The sequence below is a fragment of the Streptomyces sp. SS7 genome (genome assembly GCF_037993025.1).
In the GTDB taxonomy this organism is placed as follows: domain Bacteria; phylum Actinomycetota; class Actinomycetes; order Streptomycetales; family Streptomycetaceae; genus Streptomyces.
The window spans coordinates 4,460,957-4,478,748 of sequence record NZ_CP141223.1 but is presented as its reverse complement, the minus strand read 5'-3'; the positions used below and the strand labels follow the sequence as shown (position 1 = coordinate 4,478,748).

Sequence of the window (17,792 nt, the reverse complement as noted above, 5' to 3'; positions counted from 1 at the left end):
GGCCGACAGGCCGGACCTTACGGGGGTTGAGATGTACAAGGCGGTACGGGCGCGGTTGCGTGCCCTGATGTGCGGCATGCGGGGCGCGCGCAAGGACGCCGGAATGGTGACGTCCGAGTACGCGATGGGGATCGTGGCGGCGGTGGGTTTCGCCGTGCTCCTCTACCAGGTGGTGACGAGCGACGCCGTCAGCACACAGCTCCAGGACCTCGTGAGGCGGGCGCTCAGTGGGGGGATGTGAGCGGCGGCGGCTCGGCGGGGACCGGGGCTTCGTGACGGCCGAGTCGGCCGTGGTGCTGCCGGTGCTGGTGGTGTTCGCGATGGCGCTGGTGTGGGGGCTGCTCGTGATGGCGGCCCGGATCCAGTGCGTGGACGCGGCCAGGACCGGCGCCCGGGCAGCGGCCCGGCAGGACCCCACCGGGACGGTCGTCGAACTGGCCCGCGCGGTCGCACCGCGCGGGGCGCGCGTGACGGTGGGCAGGGAGGGCGACCAGGTGCGCGTGGTGGTCGTGGCGAGTCCGCCCCTGCTGAGGGGCTTGCCCTTCGAGGTGCGGGAGGAGGCGGTGGCGGCGGCCGAGGAGGCCGTGGGAGGTGAGCCGGACGGCGGAGGCGACCGGGACGGCGGGAGCGGGTCGGAGAGCGGACGCGAGCGGGACGGCGTCGGGGCGGAGAGCGGAGCCGGGCGGCCGGAGGGCGTGGGCGGGCCGGACACGGGAGCCGGGCCGGACGGCGGAGGTGGGCCGTGAGGGCGGCTCGTGTCGTCGGGTCGCGGGTGCGCGGGCGGGGCGACCGGGGGTCGGCCACCGTCTGGAGTCTCGGGGCGATCGCGGTGCTGTGCGTGGTCTTCGGTGCCGTGCTGGCCCTGGGGCAGGCCGTAGCGGTCCGGCACCGGGCCGCCGGGGGCGCGGACCTCGCGGCGCTCGCGGCCGCGGACCACTGGCCGGAGGGCGAGGAGGGGGCCTGTGCGCGGGCGGGCAGGGTGGCGCGGGCTCAGGGCGTGCGGCTGGTGCGGTGCGCGGTCGCCGGGGAGATCGCGGACGTGACGGCGGCGGCGGGCCTGGGACCCTTCACGGCCGAGGTCAGGGCACGTGCGGGCCCTCCGGGGCCGGTATCGCCGCTCCCGGGCCCGCCCCCGGCCCGGCTTCCACCGTCCGAGGCCCAGGCTCCTCAGGGGTGGGCTCCTCAGGGGTGGGCTCCTGAGGGGAGGGTCCAGGAGGGGCGTGCTCCTGGGGCGCGGGCTCTTGAAGGGCGGGGCCAGGACGGGTGGGTTCCTGGGGCGCGGGCTGCGGCTCCTCCCGGGACTCGGGGACCGGCCCCGGGGCCGTCTCCTCCGGCGCCCCTCGGAGCAGTTCCGTGAGGAGCCGCACGGCCCCCCTCTTGTGCAGCGGGTCGTTGCCGTTGCCGCACTTGGGGGACTGGATGCAGGACGGGCAGCCGGCGTCGCACTCGCAGGAGGCGATGGCTTCGCGGGTGGCGGCGAGCCAGGCGCGGGCGGTGTGGAAGGCGCGCTCCGCGAAGCCCGCCCCGCCCGGATGGCCGTCGTAGACGAAGACCGTCGGCAGGAGCGTGTCGGGGTGCAGCGGGATCGACACGCCGCCGATGTCCCAGCGGTCGCAGGTCGCGAAGAGCGGGAGGAGGCCGATGGAGGCGTGTTCGGCGGCGTGCAGGGCGCCGCCAAGGATCTCGGGATCGATACGGGCGGCGTCGAGCTGGTCCTCCGTGACCGTCCACCACACCGCGCGGGTGCGCAGCGTACGAGGAGGGAGATCGAGCTTCGACTCGCCCAGGACTTCACCGGTGATGACACGTCGGCGCAGGAAGGAGACGACCTGGTTGGTGACTTCGACGGAGCCGTAGCACAACCGGCCCTGGCCCCAGGGGATTTCGGTGTCGGTCTCCAGGACGGCGATGGCGGTGGTGTCGCGGGCGACGGTCGTGTAGGGCGGGGCGGCCTCCTCGACCAGGGCGACCGCGTCGTCGAGGTCCAGGGAGCGGACGAGATAGGTGCGGCCCTGGTGGAGGTGGACGGCGCCCTCGTGGACGGTGGTGTGGGCGGCGCCCGCGTCGACCGTGCCGAGCAGCCGGCCCGTGCCCTCCTCGACGATCTGCACCGGCCGGCCGCCCTCGCCGCGGATGTCGGTGAGGTCGGCGGCGCGTTCCCGGCGCGTCCAGTGCCAGGCCCTCGTGCGGCGGCGCAGCAGCCTGGCGGCCTCCAGCTGGGGCAGCAGCGCCTCGGTCTCCGGGCCGAACAGCGCCAGGTCCTCCTCCGTCAGCGGGAGTTCGGCGGCGGCGGCGCACAGGTGCGGGGCGAGGACGTAGGGGTTGTCGGGGTCGAGGACCGTCGATTCCACCGGACGGTCGAAGAGCGCCTCCGGGTGGTGGACGAGGAAGGTGTCCAGCGGGTCGTCGCGGGCGACCAGCACCGCCAGCGCGCCCTGCCCGGACCGCCCGGCGCGGCCCGCCTGCTGCCACAGGGAGGCGCGGGTGCCCGGATAGCCGGCGATCAGGACGGCGTCGAGGCCGGAGACGTCGATGCCGAGTTCGAGGGCCGTGGTGGCGGCGAGACCCAGGAGCTCGCCGGAGTGCAGGGCCTGTTCGAGGGCGCGGCGTTCCTCGGGCAGGTAGCCGCCCCGGTACGCCGCGACACGCCGGGCGAGCGAGCGGTCCACCTCGGCGAGCCGTTCCTGGGCGATCACCGAGATCAGCTCGGCGCCGCGCCGGGAGCGGACGAAGGCGACCGTGCGCACGCCCTGGACGGCGAGGTCGGTGAGGAGGTCGGCGGTCTCGGCGGTGGCGGTACGCCGGACGGGTGCGCCCTTCTCGCCCTGGAGCTCGGTGAGCGGCGGCTCCCAGAGGGCGAACACCAGTTCACCTCGGGGTGAGGCGTCGTCGGCGACCTCCACCACCGGCAGGCCGGTGAGCCGGCCGGCGGCGACCGCGGGCTCGGCGGCCGTCGCGGAGGCCAGCAGGAAGACCGGGGAGGAGCCGTAGCGGGCACACAGGCGGCGCAGCCGGCGCAGCACCTGGGCGACGTGGGAGCCGAAGACGCCGCGGTAGGTGTGGCACTCGTCGACGACGACGTACTTCAGCGACTTCAGGAAGGAGGACCAGCGCGGGTGGGACGGGAGGATCCCGCGGTGCAGCATGTCGGGGTTGGTGAGCACGTAGTTGGCGTACTGGCGGACCCATTCGCGTTCCTCGAACGGCGTGTCGCCGTCGTACACGGCCGGACGCACCGCGTTGCCGAGCGGGTGTGAGAGTTCTTTCACAGAGCGGCGCTGGTCGGCGGCGAGGGCCTTGGTCGGGGCGAGGTACAGGGCGGTCGCGCCGCGGCCGTTCGGGGCCTCGGAGCCGTCCAGAAGGGTGGACAGCACCGGGACGAGATAGGCCAGGGACTTGCCGGAGGCGGTACCCGTGGCGACGACCACCGAGTCGCCGTCCAGGGCGTGCTCGGCGGCGAGCGCCTGGTGGGCCCAGGGGTGGGCGATCCCGCAGTTCTGGACCGCCGCGATCACTTCCGGGCGAATCCGGTCAGGCCAGACGGCATGGCGGCCCGCGCGCGGGGGCAAGTGCTCCGTATGAGTGATGCGCGAAGCCCGGCTCGGGCCCGGGGCGAGCCGGTCCAGGAGGGCGCCCGGCGACAGGCGGGGCGCGGGCTGTGCCGAGGATCGATCGGTTCGGTGATTCTTGGCCATCGGCACCGAGTGTGTCACTGGCGTGACGGACAATGGAGCCAAGGCGTCGTGCACGCCTGCCGGTAAGTGATTGAATGCCATCGCGGCTGGCGAACCGTCCAGGGGGCTCTGCCGAGGTGTCCCGAGGGGCGACCGCTCGATAGCAAGGTGCTGGAGGATCCGTGGACCTGTCCCTGTCGACCGAGACCGTCGGCGATCGCACGATCGTCAAGGTCGGTGGCGAAATCGACGTATATACCGCGCCCAAGCTGCGCGAGCAGTTGGTCGAGCTGGTGAACGACGGGAATTTCCACCTCGTCGTGGACATGGAGGGCGTGGACTTCCTCGACTCCACCGGGCTCGGCGTACTGGTCGGCGGCCTGAAGCGTGTGCGTGCCCACGAGGGCTCGCTGCGCCTGGTCTGCAACCAGGAGCGCATTCTGAAGATCTTCCGCATCACCGGCCTGACCAAGGTGTTCCCGATTCACACCTCGGTCGAGGACGCGGTCCAAGCCACCGACTGACCCGTCCGTCCGGGTCCGGTGACCCGAACGGCCCAGTTGTACAACCGGGGGACCGGGCTTTCGGCAGCCCGGCCCCCCGACAGCACGCCCGAGTTCCGAGGGGGACGCATGGCCACCGTTGAACTCCGCTTCAGCGCGCTGCCCGAGCACGTCAGGACCGCCCGACTGGTGGCGGCAGCGGTGGCGCGCAGGGCCGGAGTGGACGAGGCCGTCCTCGACGAGGTGAGACTCGCCGTCGGCGAGGCCTGCACCCGTGCCGTCGGCCTTCACCAGAGTGGCGGTATCACCGCTCCCGTGAAGGTGGCGCTGATCGAGGAGGAGAAGCAGTTCTCCATCGAGGTCGGCGACGAGGCGCCGCGCGCCGCCCCAGGAGACCGGGTTCCCGGCTCCGGCGCGGACGACGTGGACGCCGAGGAGGACGAGATGGGCCTCGCGGTCATCAGCGGCCTCGTCGACGACGTGGAGGTCACCGCCGGTGCGAACGGCGGTCTGATCCGTATGACCTGGCCGAGGACACCGGCCGCGGCGACGGTCGGCTGACCCGCGCCGGCCGCTCCGGCCGTATCCGTACCCGAAGGGCCCCACTCCGGTGGGGCCCTTTGGCATGCGCCCACCCGGGTACTCGTGCTTACAGTTGTCCCAGCCGTTCCGGGAAGTGAATCTTGAGTCCAGGAATCACTTTCCGGATTTCGTGAAGCAATTCACGATCAATGGCCCCGTTCAATGATCGGAGAATGCCCCGAAGGCATTACTGGACGTGTAGGCGAATTCTGTTTACCGCGCACTGTTTTGATCAGGTTCCGGTACCTACAATCCGTCCACAATCTTGAGCTCAGCCCAAGCGTCAAGGAGGACGAATGGCGGGGCTTTCTACCCCTCATCGGTTGGACCATCCGACAACCTTCGCGGCCGCAGTGCTGACCGACGGCAACCGTCTCCTCGTGGTGGTCATCGGGCTCGTCGCCCTGGCCGCGCTCGTGGTCGCGGGTGTCCTGCTGCGCCAGGTGCTCGCGGCCGGCGAGGGAACCGACAGCATGAAGAAGATCGCGGCAGCGGTCCAGGAAGGCGCCAACGCGTATCTGGCCCGCCAGTTGCGCACCCTCGGCGTATTCGCCGTCGTGGTGTTCTTCCTGTTGATGTTGCTGCCCGCGGACGACTGGAATCAGCGCGCCGGCCGATCATTGTTCTTCTTGATCGGCGCCGCGTTCTCGGCGGCCACCGGGTATATCGGCATGTGGCTCGCGGTGCGCAGCAATGTGCGGGTCGCCGCGGCGGCCCGTGAGGCCACGCCGGGGCCCGGCGAACCGGAAAAGGATCTCACCGCCGTCTCGCACAAGGCCATGAAGATCGCATTTCGCACGGGTGGCGTAGTCGGCATGTTCACTGTGGGGCTTGGGCTGTTCGGCGCCTCCTGCGTGGTGCTGGTCTACGCGGCCGACGCGCCCAAGGTGCTGGAGGGCTTCGGGCTCGGCGCGGCGCTCATCGCGATGTTCATGAGGGTCGGCGGCGGCATCTTCACCAAGGCCGCGGACGTCGGCGCCGACCTGGTCGGCAAGGTCGAACAGGGCATCCCGGAGGACGACCCGCGCAATGCCGCGACCATCGCCGACAACGTCGGCGACAACGTCGGCGACTGCGCGGGCATGGCCGCCGACCTGTTCGAGTCGTACGCCGTGACCCTGGTCGCCGCGCTGATCCTCGGCAAGGCGGCCTTCGGCGACTTCGGGCTGGCGTTCCCGCTGCTCGTGCCCGCGATCGGCGTGCTCACGGCCATGGTCGGCATCTTCGCCGTCGCGCCGCGCCGCGCCGACCGCAGCGGCATGTCCGCGATCAACCGGGGCTTCTTCGTCTCCGCGGTGATCTCGCTCGTGCTGGTGGCCGTCGCCGTCTACGTCTATCTGCCCGGCACGTACGCCGACCTCGACGGGGTCACCGACCCGGCGATCATCGGCAAGGACGGCGACCCGCGCGTCCTCGCGCTCGTCGCCGTGGCGATCGGCATCCTCCTGGCCGCCGTCATCCAGCAGCTGACCGGCTACTTCACCGAGACCACCCGCCGCCCGGTCCGGGACATCGGCAAGACGTCCCTGACGGGCCCCGCCACGGTCGTCCTGGCCGGCATCTCCGTCGGCCTCGAATCGGCCGTCTACACCGCCCTGCTGATCGGGCTCGGCGTGTACGGGGCGTTCCTGCTCGGCGGTACGTCGATCATGCTGGCGCTGTTCGCGGTCGCGCTGGCCGGCACCGGCCTGCTCACCACGGTCGGCGTGATCGTCGCCATGGACACCTTCGGGCCGGTCTCCGACAACGCCCAGGGCATCGCCGAGATGTCCGGCGACGTCGAGGGCGCGGGAGCCCAGGTGCTCACCAACCTCGACGCGGTCGGCAACACCACCAAGGCCATCACCAAGGGCATCGCCATCGCCACCGCGGTCCTCGCGGCGTCGGCGCTCTTCGGGTCGTACCGTGACGCGATCACGACCGGCGCGAACGACGTCGGGGAGAAACTCTCCGGGCCCGGCGCCCCGATGAGCCTGATGATGGACATCTCGCAGCCCAACAACCTGGTCGGCCTCATCGCGGGCGCGGCGGTCGTCTTCCTCTTCTCGGGGCTGGCGATCAACGCGGTCTCGCGGTCGGCGGGATCGGTGGTGTTCGAGGTGCGGCGGCAGTTCCGCGAGCACCCAGGGATCATGAACCACACCGAGACACCGGAGTACGGCAAGGTCGTCGACATCTGCACCCGGGACGCCCTGCGCGAGCTGGCCACGCCCGGACTGCTCGCCGTGCTGGCGCCGATCTTCATCGGGTTCACGCTCGGCGTGGGCGCGCTCGGCGCCTACCTCGCGGGCGCGATCGGCGCGGGCACGCTGATGGCGGTCTTCCTCGCCAACTCCGGCGGCGCGTGGGACAACGCCAAGAAGCTCGTCGAGGACGGCCACCACGGCGGCAAGGGCAGCGAGGCCCACGCGGCGACGGTGATCGGCGACACCGTCGGCGACCCCTTCAAGGACACCGCGGGGCCCGCGATCAACCCGCTGCTCAAGGTCATGAACCTGGTCGCGCTGCTGATCGCGCCGGCCGTGATCAAGTTCAGCTACGGCGACGACAAGAACATCGGCGTACGGATCATGATCGCGATCCTCGCGCTCGCGGTGATCGTCGGCGCGGTCTACGTCTCCAAGCGGCGCGGTATCGCCATGGGCGACGAGGACAACGCCGACCGGTCGTCCAAGACGGCCGATCCCGCGGTGGTTTCGTAGCCCGGCCGTCGGGGTCCTGCTCAAGAAGCGGGCGGGCGGCGCGTGTTGACGCGCCGCCCGCCCGCTGTGCTGTGCGTGTGCCGTGGCCGTGAGCCTTCTCTCTCCTGGTGCAAATGGCTTCAAACCGTCATGGAGTGGATATTCGGCCTGGGGTTGTCGACCGATGGGCGTGTATGTTCCGGGGCCGAGGGCCATGGAAGGGACCAAACCGGTGAACAAGAAGCTCGCGGCCGCACTGTCCGGCGGTGCGGTACTGGTACTGGCGCTGTCCGGATGCAGCAGCGACGAAGGCAACAAGGAGCTCGACGCCTGGGCCAAGAGCGTCTGCGACGCGCTGCCGGCGCAGGACGCCAAGGTCGACGCCGCGAACGCCGCGATCAAGCAGGCCGCCACGGACAACAACGCCCCGGCGAACGTCCAGAAGACCGACTCGCAGGCCTTCCAGGACATGTCCGACGCGTACGCGGCGCTCGCCCAGGCCGTCCAGAAGGCCGGCACGCCGCCCGGGGTCGAAGGGGGCGCGAAGAAGCAGACGGACGCCGTCGCGGCGCTCAACACGCTCTCCACCTCCTACGCCGACCTGAAGAAGTCGGTCGACGCGCTGGACGTCAAGGACCAGGCGAAGTTCGCCGACGGCCTCGCGGGCATCGCCACCCAGCTCGGCACCCTCAGCCAGACCGGCAACACCGCGCTGAAGAACCTGGAACAGGGCGACGTCAAGGACGCCATGGCCAAGCAGGACAGCTGCAAGAAGGTCGCGGCGTCGGCGTCGGCCCGGGCGACGACGAGCTGAGGCCCGCGCGGGGACGGACGGCTCAGATGGGACGGCTCATGCGGGGACGGCTCATGCGGGGACGGCTCATGTGACGGGCTCGGTCGTGTCGCGAGAGCGGCCGGGGCCCGGTGGTCCGGGGCGCGGGTGCCTTCCGGGGGCGGGTGGCTGAACGGGGCGGGGACAAGGGGTGGTGGAGCGGGGACAATGGGGGCGTGAGTGACGCCACCCTGTCCCCCCTGCCCTCCGCCGACCGCCCCGACGTGGCCGCACGGCTGCGGGAGGCCCTGCTCGCGGCCTCCTTCACCGCCGACGGCCTGCTCGACCTGCTCGGCGCCCCCGCCTACGCCGCCCTGGCCCGCAGCGAGACCGTGCCCGCCCTCCGGGCCACCCGCGGGGACACACCGCTGGAGACGCTCGTCCGTCTCTTCCTCCTCCAGCAGCCCGTGCCGTACGCACGCGTGGAGGAATTCCTGCCGGTACACGCGTGCGTGGAGAGCGGCTGGCTGGCCCGGGTCGGCGCCGACGAGGTCGCCGCGACGGTGGACGTCCGCCCGTACGGCGGCCCGGACGGCGAGGACTGGTTCATCGTCTCCGACCTGGGCTGCGCGGTCGGCGGCGCTGGGGGCATCGGCAGCCGCGACGAGGGCGTCGTCCTCGGCGTCGGCGGCGCCTCGACGACCCTCGCCGGCATCACCGTCCGTACGCCCGTGTCGTCGGCCCTCGACCTGGGCACCGGCTCCGGCATCCAGGCGCTGCACGCGGCCCGGCACGCCACGCGCGTGACGGCGACCGACCTCAACCCGCGCGCCCTGCACATCACCTCGCTCACCCTGGCCCTGTCCGGCGCCCCGGCCGCGGATCTGCGCGAGGGCTCCCTGTTCGAGCCGCTCCGCCACGACGAGCGGTACGACCTCGTGGTGTCCAACCCGCCGTTCGTGATCTCGCCGGGCGCCCGGCTGACGTACCGGGACGGCGGGATGGGCGGGGACGATCTGTGCCGCTCGCTCGTTCAGGGAGCGGGGGAACGGCTGACCGAGGGCGGGTTCGCGCAGTTCCTCGCCAACTGGCAGCACGTGGAGGGGGAGGACTGGCAGGACCGGCTCAGGTCGTGGGTGCCGCGCGACTGCGACGCCTGGATCGTCCAGCGCGAGGTCCAGGACGTCACGCAGTACGCCGAGCTGTGGCTCAGGGACGCCGGTGACCACCGGGGCGACCCGGCCGAGTACCAGGCGCGGTACGACGCGTGGCTCGACGAGTTCGAGGCGCGCAAGGTGAAGGCCGTCGGGTTCGGCTGGATCACCCTGCGCAGGACCGCGGCGGAGCCCGTCATCACCGTCGAGGAATGGCCGCACCCGGTCGAACAGCCGCTCGGGGACACCGTCCGCGCGCACTTCGAACGGCTCGACTACCTGCGGGCGCACGACGACGCGGCCCTGCTCGCCGGGCACTTCAGGCTGGCCGGCGAGATCGTCCAGGAGCAGGTCGGCATGCCCGGCGCCGAGGACCCCGAGCACGTGGTGCTGCGCCAGCACCGCGGGATGCGCCGCGCCACGAAGGTGGACACGGTCGGCGCGGGCTTCGCCGGTGTGTGCGACGGCTCGCTGAGCGCCGGCCGCATCCTGGACGCCATCGCCCAACTGGTCGGCGAGGACCCGGTGTCCCTGCGCGACCGCACCCCCGCGCAGATCCGGCTGCTGGTCGAACAGGGCTTCCTGGAACCGACCAGCTGAGCCCGGCGGCTGCCCGGGTCTGGCCGGGGCCCGTCGCCCGGGTGGGTCGGCAGGTACTGCCCGGCCGTCCGCCCACCCCGGGAATCCCGGCCGTCCGCCCGCCCCGGAATCCCGTCCGCCCACCCGGCTCCGGGATTCCGGCCGCCACCCCGTCCCGGCATTCCGGCCGCTCGCCCAGCCCCGGCATTCCGGCCGCCACCCCACGCCCGGGATCCCGGCCGCCCGCCCAGCTCCGGAATCCCGGCCGCTACCCCACCCGCGGGGATTCCGGCCGTCCGCCCACCCCCGGGCTTCCGGCCGCCCGCCCAGCCCCAGGACCCCTGCCGCCACCCCACGCCCGGGATCGATCCCGGCCGCCCGCCCAGTCCCGGAACCCCTGCGGCCACCCCACCCCCGGAATTACCCCCGTCCCACCCCCCACCGGCACCCGAAACCGGCCAACATCCCGGTGACGGCCGTCCGCCCGGCAGCGGGGCTCGGCAAAAAGAGTGACAAGAACATGCCCGCCTCGGATGCGGTGTGAGCCCCGTCGCAGTCCGGGGCCGCCGGCAACAAGACGGGGGAGCGCGTCGGGGCGGTCGGCCGTGCGCCCCGGTGGTGGCCCGTCGCCCCCGTCCGGAGGGCTTCCGTTCACCTCGGGTTCGTCCGGGCGCCGCCCGCGCGTGTCAGCCTCCGGGGGGCGATGCACGCGCGTGTGGCGGAAAAGAGGCGGGGCGATCATGGAGAGCGGGCCGGCGATCTTCGCGGGGATGGTGTTCGCCCTGTTCGGAGCCGCACTGCTGGTGTGGACCGCTGTCCGGGTACGGCATCGCGAGCCCGTCGCCCACGGTGTGAGCCCCGTCGCATCGGCGGCCCTCACGACCCTCGCCGCGCTCCTCGCCCTGGCCGCCGGAACGTGGTGCCTCACCCGCCTCTGAACCCCGGTCCGGGTCCGGCGCCGAGGATCCCGTTCCGACCCCCGTGCGCACCGCGCGAGCAGGGCAGGCAGGTGGCCCACGGGTAAAGGAGAGGACACGTTCCGCTACGGCGGAAAAGGACCGGTCGGCACTCCGGGCGGCAGGAATGGCGGTAGTCGGGTTACCGTTCGAGTGGCCGTTGTGGGCTTTTCCCGTTTGACACGGGGGCGGGATGTACCGTCACACTCCGCAGCGTCACCATGACCCGACCCCGGGAGCAAGGCCTGGGGAGGCCCCACACCCGTCGACCGGAGAGAAGAGCGAAGTTGTCCCCGACCAGCGAGACCGCGAAGGGCGGCCGCCGACTCGTCATCGTCGAGTCGCCTGCCAAGGCGAAGACGATCAAGGGTTACCTCGGCCCCGGTTACATCGTCGAGGCCAGCGTCGGGCACATCCGCGACCTTCCGAACGGCGCCGCGGAGGTGCCGGAGTCGTACACCGGTGAGGTCCGCCGCCTCGGCGTGGACGTCGAGCACGACTTCCAGCCCATCTACGTGGTGAACGCCGACAAGCGCGCCCAGGTCAAGAAGCTCAAGGACCTGCTCAAGGAGTCCGACGAGCTCTTCCTCGCCACCGATGAGGACCGGGAGGGCGAGGCGATCGCCTGGCACCTCCAGGAGGTCCTCAAGCCGAAGATCCCGGTCAAGCGGATGGTCTTCCACGAGATCACCAAGGACGCGATCCGGGCCGCCGTCGCCAACCCGCGCCAGCTCAACCAGAAGCTCGTCGACGCCCAGGAGACCCGCCGCATCCTCGACCGCCTCTACGGCTACGAGGTCTCGCCGGTCCTGTGGAAGAAGGTCATGCCGCGCCTGTCGGCCGGCCGGGTCCAGTCCGTCGCGACCCGGCTCGTCGTCCAGCGCGAGCGCGAGCGCATCGCGTTCCGCTCGGCCGAGTACTGGGACCTGACCGGCACCTTCGGCACCGGCCGCGCCGGGGACCCGTCCGACCCGTCGTCGCTGGTCGCCCGGCTGCTGACCGTCGAGGGCCGGCGGGTCGCACAGGGCCGTGACTTCGACTCCCTCGGCCGGATCAAGAGCGAGAACACCCTCCACCTCGACGAGGCGAACGCCCGCGCGCTCGCCGCCGCGCTGGAGAACACCCGGTTCTCCGTCCGGTCCGTCGAGTCCAAGCCGTACCGCCGCTCGCCGTACGCCCCGTTCCGTACGACGACGCTCCAGCAGGAGGCCAGCCGCAAGCTCGGCTTCGGCGCCAAGGCCACCATGCAGGTCGCGCAGAAGCTGTACGAGAACGGCTACATCACGTACATGCGTACGGACTCCACGACGCTGAGCGACACCGCCGTGACCGCCGCCCGCGCGCAGGTCACGCAGCTGTACGGCGCCGACTACCTGCCGGCCCAGCCGCGCACGTACGCCGGCAAGGTCAAGAACGCGCAGGAGGCGCACGAGGCGATCCGCCCCTCGGGTGACCGTTTCCGCACCCCCGCCGAGACCGGGCTCACCGGTGACCAGTTCAAGCTCTACGAGCTGATCTGGAAGCGGACCGTCGCCTCCCAGATGAAGGACGCGACCGGCAACAGCGTGACCGTGCGGATCGGTGGCACCGCCGCCGACGGCCGGGACGTCGAATTCAGCGCCTCCGGCAAGACGATCACCTTCCACGGCTTCCTGAAGGCCTACGTCGAGGGCGCCGACGACCCGAACGCCGAGCTCGACGACCGCGAGCGCCGGCTGCCCCAGGTCGCCGAGGGCGACCCGCTGAGCGCCGAGGAGATCACGGTCGACGGGCACGCCACCAAGCCCCCGGCCCGCTACACCGAGGCCAGCCTGGTCAAGGAGCTCGAAGAGCGCGAGATCGGCCGCCCGTCGACGTACGCCTCGATCATCGGCACGATCCTCGACCGCGGCTATGTGTTCAAGAAGGGCACGGCGCTCGTCCCGTCCTTCCTGTCCTTCGCCGTGGTCAACCTCCTGGAGAAGCACTTCGGGCGGCTCGTCGACTACGACTTCACCGCCAAGATGGAGGACGACCTCGACCGCATCGCGCGCGGCGAGGCCCAGTCCGTGCCGTGGCTCAAGCGCTTCTATTTCGGCGAGACCGCGCCCGACAGCGGCATCCCCGCGGGCGCCGAGGGCGGCGCGGCCGACGCCGGCAACGGCGACGGGGACCACCTCGGCGGCCTCAAGGAGCTGGTGACCGACCTGGGCGCGATCGACGCGCGCGAGGTGTCGTCGTTCCCCGTGGGCAACGGCATCGTGCTGCGGGTCGGCCGCTTCGGGCCGTACATCGAGCGCGGCGAGAAGGACAGCGAAGGCCACCAGCGCGCCGACATCCCCGAGGACCTCGCCCCCGACGAGCTCTCCGTCGAGCTGGCCGAGGAACTGCTCGCCAAGCCGAGCGGCGACTTCGAGCTGGGCACCGACCCCGCCACCGGCCACGAGATCGTCGCCAAGGCCGGCCGCTACGGTCCGTACGTCACCGAGGTGCTCCCCGAGGGCACCCCGAAGACCGGCAAGAACGCCGTCAAGCCGCGTACCGCCTCGCTGTTCAAGTCGATGTCCCTGGACACGGTGACGCTCGAGGACGCCCTGCGCCTGATGTCGCTGCCGCGCGTGGTCGGCGCGGACGCCGAGGGCCAGGAGATCACCGCGCAGAACGGTCGCTACGGCCCGTACCTGAAGAAGGGCACGGACTCGCGGTCGCTGCAGACCGAGGACCAGCTCTTCACGATCACCCTCGAAGAGGCGCTGGCGATCTACGCCCAGCCCAAGCAGCGCGGCCGGGCCGCCGCCAAGCCGCCGCTGAAGGAGCTGGGCGAGGACCCGGTCAGCAAGAAGCCGGTCGTCATCAAGGACGGTCGTTTCGGGGCGTACGTCACCGACGGGGAGACCAACGCGACCCTGCGCTCCGGCGACAGCGTCGAGACGATCACCCCGGAGCGCGGCTTCGAGCTGCTCGCCGAGAAGCGCGCCAAGGGGCCCGCCAAGAAGACGGCGAAGAAGGCCCCCGCGAAGAAGACCACGACCGCGGCCAAGAAGGCGGCTCCGGCGAAGAAGACGGCCGCCAAGAAGACCGCGGCGAAGAAGACCACGACGGCCGCCGCGAAGAAGGCGACGGCCACGGCCGCGAAGAAGACGACGGCCTCGCGGACGACGACGGCGACGTCGGAGGACTGACCCGGCTGACGGACCGTCGGCCGGACGGTCGGTCGGTCGGACCGAACAGGTCGGCTCCGGCCACGGTTTCCCCACAGCGGCTTCACGAAGCGAACGCCCCGGCATCACTTTGGTGTCGGGGTGGTCGTACACCAGGCCGGACGCCCCGGGCTGTCAGTCGCTGCCGATAGGCTGAAAGCATGACGCGAGCCGAGCAGCCAACGGCCCTCCCCCCGGCACCGGACGACGCCCTGGTGGCGGATTCCCGCGAGCGCGCCGTGCGCGCCCTGTTGCGTGAGCCCCAGCTGAAGCGGCTGTGGAGTGCGCAGTTGGTGGGTGGTGTCGCCGACGCGCTCGCACTCCTCGTGTTCGTCCTCCTCGTCCTCCAGGCGGCCATCGCCGAGGGCTCGTTCGGGGGCGGCTACCGGGGTGTGGCGTTCGCGGTGGCGACCGTGTTCGCCGTACGCATTCTGGCCACCCTGCTCTTCGGCGCCGTCCTGCTGGGCCCGCTGACCTCGCTCACCTCACCCGAGGGCCCGCTCGACCGCCGCTGGACCATGGTCGGCGCGGACGGGCTGCGCGCCGCGCTGCTGCTCGTCGCGCCGCTGTGGATCGACTGGACACCGGACGACGCGCCGGCCCTGCTGCTCGTCACCGCGTTCGTCACCGGTGTCGCCGAGCGCTTCTGGACGGTCGCCCGGGAGAGCGCGGCCCCCGCCCTGCTGCCCGCCCCGCCGCTCGAGGGCGCGACGGTACGGCCGCTGCCGGACCACCTGGACGCCCTGCGCCGGCTGTCGCTGCGCACGGGCTTCCTGGCGATCCCCCTGGGCGCCGCCACCCTGGTCGTCGCCGCATTGTTCAACAATCTCCTGGGCGTCGGGATCGAGTGGTTCGCCGAGCACCAGGCGGCCCTCGCCTCCTATGTCGCCGGAGGACTCTTCGCCGGGTCCCTGTCGGTCGTGGTCTTCCTGGAACTGCCCTCGGTGCGCACCCCGCGCGCGCGGTCGCCGCTGGAGGGGCTGCGCCGCCCGAAGACGGCCGCGGGCGTCGACAAGGGACGCACGGGCGTCGTCCCGCTGCTGGTCCTCGCCTGCGCGGCCGTCGCCGGTGCCGTCGCCGCCGCCGCGGCCGTCGCCGTGCTGCACGCCAAGGACCTGGGCGGCGGCCCCGTGCTCTACGGACTCCTGGTGCTCGCCCTGACCGGCGGAGTCGCCCTCGGCATCCGTACGGCACCCAAGGTGCTGGTCGCGCTGTCGCGCCGCCGCCTTCTCGCGCTGGCGATCGCCGTCACCGGCCTGGCCCTGCTCGCCGCCGGACTCGTCCCCGACGTCACCAGCGTGCTGCTGATCACCGGGCTGGCCGGGGTCTCCGCGGGCGTCGCGGCGAACACCGGGCACGCGCTGCTCGACCAGGAGACCGAGGACAGCCGCCGGACCCGCGCGACGGAACACCTGCACGCGGTGGTGCGGGTCTGCGTGGCGCTCGCCGCGGTGGGCGCTCCGCTGCTCGCGGCGCTGATCGGACCGCACCGGCTGGAGAACGGCAGGTTCGTGTTCGCGCACGGCGGCGCCGCGTTCACCCTGATGCTCGTCGGCGCGCTGCTGCTGCCCGTCGCCGTGCTGGTGCTGGCCAAGATCGACGACCGCTCGGGCGTCCCGCTCCGCCTCGACCTGCGTGACGCGCTGCTCGGCGGCGACGACCCGGCCGAGGCCCCCGCCGCGCACGGCTTCTTCATCGCCCTGGAGGGTGGCGACGGCGCCGGCAAGTCCACCCAGGCCGAGGCGCTCGCCGACTGGATCAGGGCCAAGGGCCACGAGGTCGTCCTCACCCGCGAACCGGGCGCCACGCCCGTCGGCAAGCGGCTGCGCTCGATCCTCCTCGACGTGTCCAGCGCCGGCCTGTCCCACCGCGCGGAGGCCCTGCTGTATGCGGCGGACCGCGCGGAGCACGTCGACACCGTCGTGCGGCCCGCCCTGGAGCGAGGCGCCGTCGTGATCAGCGACCGGTACATCGACTCGTCCGTCGCCTACCAGGGCGCCGGCCGCGATCTGTCCCCGACCGAGATCGCCCGTATCTCGCGCTGGGCGACCAACGGCCTGGTGCCGCATCTGACGGTCCTGCTGGACGTCTCCCCGGAGACCGCCCGCGAGCGCTTCACGGAGGCACCGGACCGGCTGGAGTCGGAGCCCGCCGAGTTCCACGCGCGCGTGCGCTCCGGCTTCCTCACCCTGGCCGCCGCCGACCCCGGCCGCTACCTCGTGGTCGACGCGGGCCAGGAGCCCGAGGCCGTCACCACCGTCGTACGCCACCGGCTCGACCGGATGCTGCCGCTGTCCGAGGCCGAGATCAAGGCCCAGGAGGAGGCGCGGCGGAAGGCCGAGGAGGAGGCCCGCCGCAAGGCCGAGGAGGAGGCCGCCCGCAAGGCCGAGGAGGAGCGCCTGGAGCGGGAGCGCCAGGAGCAGCTCGCCAAGCTGCGCGCCGAGGAGGAGGAGCGCAAGCGGCGCGAGCTGGAGGAGGCGCAGCGCCGTGAGGCCGAGCGCCAGGCCGAGGAGGCCCGGCTGCGCGCCGAGGAGGCACGCAGGCGTGCGGAGGAGGAGCGTCAGCGGCTCCTCGCCGAGGAGAAGGCCCGCGCCGAGGCCGAGGCCCGCCGCAAGGTGGAGGAGGAACGGCGCAGGGCCGAGGAGGAGCGGCAGCGCAAGCTGGCCGAGGAGGAGGCCCGTCGGCGCGCCGAGGCCGAGGCGGTCCGCCAGGAAGAGCTGCGCAAGGCCGAGGCGGCGCGGCTGGAGAAGCAGCGCAAGGCGGAGGAGGCGCTGCTGCGGGCCGAGGAGGCGCGGCGCGCGGCGGAGCAGGCCGCGGCGGCGGCCCAGTTCGGCCCCCGGTCCAGGCCGCCGGCCGCCCCGGACGCGGCGACCGTGCCGACGCCGGTGGTCGCGCCCGACACCTCGACGGACACCTCTCCCGACACCTCGGCCGCGCCGACGGAGGAGTCGGCTGTCCCGCCGCGGGTGCCGATGGGCAAGAAGGCGGACATGAGCAAGCGGCCGGACATGAGCAAGCGGCCGGTCGCGGACAGGCGGCCGATGGAGGACACCACTCCGCTGCCCCGGATCCGCATGGACAAGGACCCGGAGCCGACGCGGCCGGCCGGGAACCCCTTTGACGCCGAGGTGACGGCCGAGCTGCCCCAGCCCTCGGCCCCGCCCGCCGGCGCGGCGGACGAGACGGCCGTACTGCCTCCGGTACGCCAGGACGCCCCCGGCGCCACGGACGAGACCGCGGTGCTTCCGCCGGTGCGCGACGACCGGGGCGCGGCGGACGAGACGGCCGTACTGCCTCCGGTACGGCAGGACGCTCTCGCGGACCGGATGCCGTCCGGGTTCTTCCGGGACGAGCGGGAGGGCGCCGGGCCCGACGGCTCCGAGAGCCGGACGCGCGAGCTGCCCCAGGTCGACGAGGCGGGCGCGCCCCGTCAGCGCCCCCGGCCGGACTGGGCAGAGGAGACACCGCTGGACGACCTGCCGTCCCTCGCCGACGAGCTGCTGGGCCCGCACCGCGACGACGACGGGTTCGACGAGGACCGGGACGGCGGCCGGGGCCGCGGCCGACGGCGCTGAGCCGGACGCGGGACTGGGCCGGACGCGGGACTGGGCCGGACGCGGGACTGAGCGTCACGGGGGTCACCTGGCCGTTTGGGCCGGTGGCCCCCGTTGTCAGTGGGGGCCCGCACAATGGAGACCGGCAGCGGACGTGA

10 protein-coding genes and 2 pseudogenes are annotated in these 17,792 nt (G+C 72.7%); 11 read left to right on the top strand and 1 reads right to left on the bottom strand.

The features are described 5' to 3' along the window. Positions 1-31 precede the first annotated feature (31 nt). From U5640_RS20645 to U5640_RS20635, 3 genes and pseudogenes are all read left to right on the top strand, one after another. Positions 32-241, top strand: coding sequence for a DUF4244 domain-containing protein (locus tag U5640_RS20645; RefSeq protein ID WP_340377246.1), 210 nt, complete (start codon positions 32-34; stop codon positions 239-241). Next, positions 228-590 (top strand): annotated as a pseudogene (locus tag U5640_RS20640) (TadE family type IV pilus minor pilin); the annotation flags it as partial. The gene U5640_RS20645 and the pseudogene U5640_RS20640, both read left to right, overlap by 14 nt. Positions 591-772: 182 nt before the next feature. After that, a pseudogene (locus U5640_RS20635) lies at positions 773-1,105 on the top strand (Rv3654c family TadE-like protein); the annotation flags it as partial. Here U5640_RS20635 and U5640_RS20630 read toward each other — a convergent pair. Then, on the bottom strand, positions 1,080-3,776 hold the full coding sequence (locus U5640_RS20630) for a DEAD/DEAH box helicase (RefSeq protein WP_340377245.1): 2,697 nt from the start codon (positions 3,774-3,776) through the stop codon (positions 1,080-1,082). The pseudogene U5640_RS20635 and the gene U5640_RS20630 overlap by 26 nt on opposite strands. Positions 3,777-3,856: 80 nt before the next feature. Here U5640_RS20630 and bldG point away from each other — a divergent pair, with 80 nt between their 5' ends. From bldG to tmk, 8 genes are all read left to right on the top strand, one after another. Beyond that, complete coding sequence (bldG, locus tag U5640_RS20625) at positions 3,857-4,198, top strand: anti-sigma factor antagonist BldG (protein ID WP_055636390.1); 342 nt, start codon at positions 3,857-3,859, stop codon at positions 4,196-4,198. A 108-nt stretch (positions 4,199-4,306) separates the two neighbouring features. Then, complete coding sequence (locus tag U5640_RS20620) at positions 4,307-4,738, top strand: ATP-binding protein (RefSeq protein ID WP_340377244.1); 432 nt, start codon at positions 4,307-4,309, stop codon at positions 4,736-4,738. Between the two features lie 317 nt (positions 4,739-5,055). Next, positions 5,056-7,461, top strand: a complete 2,406-nt coding sequence (locus tag U5640_RS20615) for a sodium-translocating pyrophosphatase (RefSeq protein ID WP_340377243.1) — start codon at positions 5,056-5,058, stop codon at positions 7,459-7,461. 193 nt (positions 7,462-7,654) lie between these two features. Continuing rightward, positions 7,655-8,254 (top strand): small secreted protein, encoded by a 600-nt coding sequence (locus U5640_RS20610; RefSeq protein ID WP_340377242.1) that lies wholly within the window; start codon positions 7,655-7,657, stop codon positions 8,252-8,254. 194 nt (positions 8,255-8,448) lie between these two features. After that, the gene (locus U5640_RS20605) at positions 8,449-9,966 is read left to right on the top strand and encodes a class I SAM-dependent methyltransferase (protein WP_340377241.1); all 1,518 of its coding nucleotides are present in this window, start codon (positions 8,449-8,451) and stop codon (positions 9,964-9,966) included. Between the two features lie 719 nt (positions 9,967-10,685). Next, positions 10,686-10,883 carry a hypothetical protein gene (locus U5640_RS20600; protein WP_340377240.1) on the top strand — a complete coding sequence of 66 codons (198 nt, stop codon included), beginning with the start codon at positions 10,686-10,688 and terminating at the stop codon, positions 10,881-10,883. Positions 10,884-11,188: 305 nt separating this feature from the next. After that, positions 11,189-14,062 (top strand): type I DNA topoisomerase, encoded by a 2,874-nt coding sequence (topA, locus tag U5640_RS20595; protein ID WP_340377239.1) that lies wholly within the window; start codon positions 11,189-11,191, stop codon positions 14,060-14,062. A gap of 179 nt (positions 14,063-14,241) precedes the next feature. Further along, the gene (gene tmk, locus U5640_RS20590; protein ID WP_340377238.1) at positions 14,242-17,655 is read left to right on the top strand and encodes a dTMP kinase; all 3,414 of its coding nucleotides are present in this window, start codon (positions 14,242-14,244) and stop codon (positions 17,653-17,655) included. The last annotated feature ends 137 nt before the right edge of the window (positions 17,656-17,792 follow it).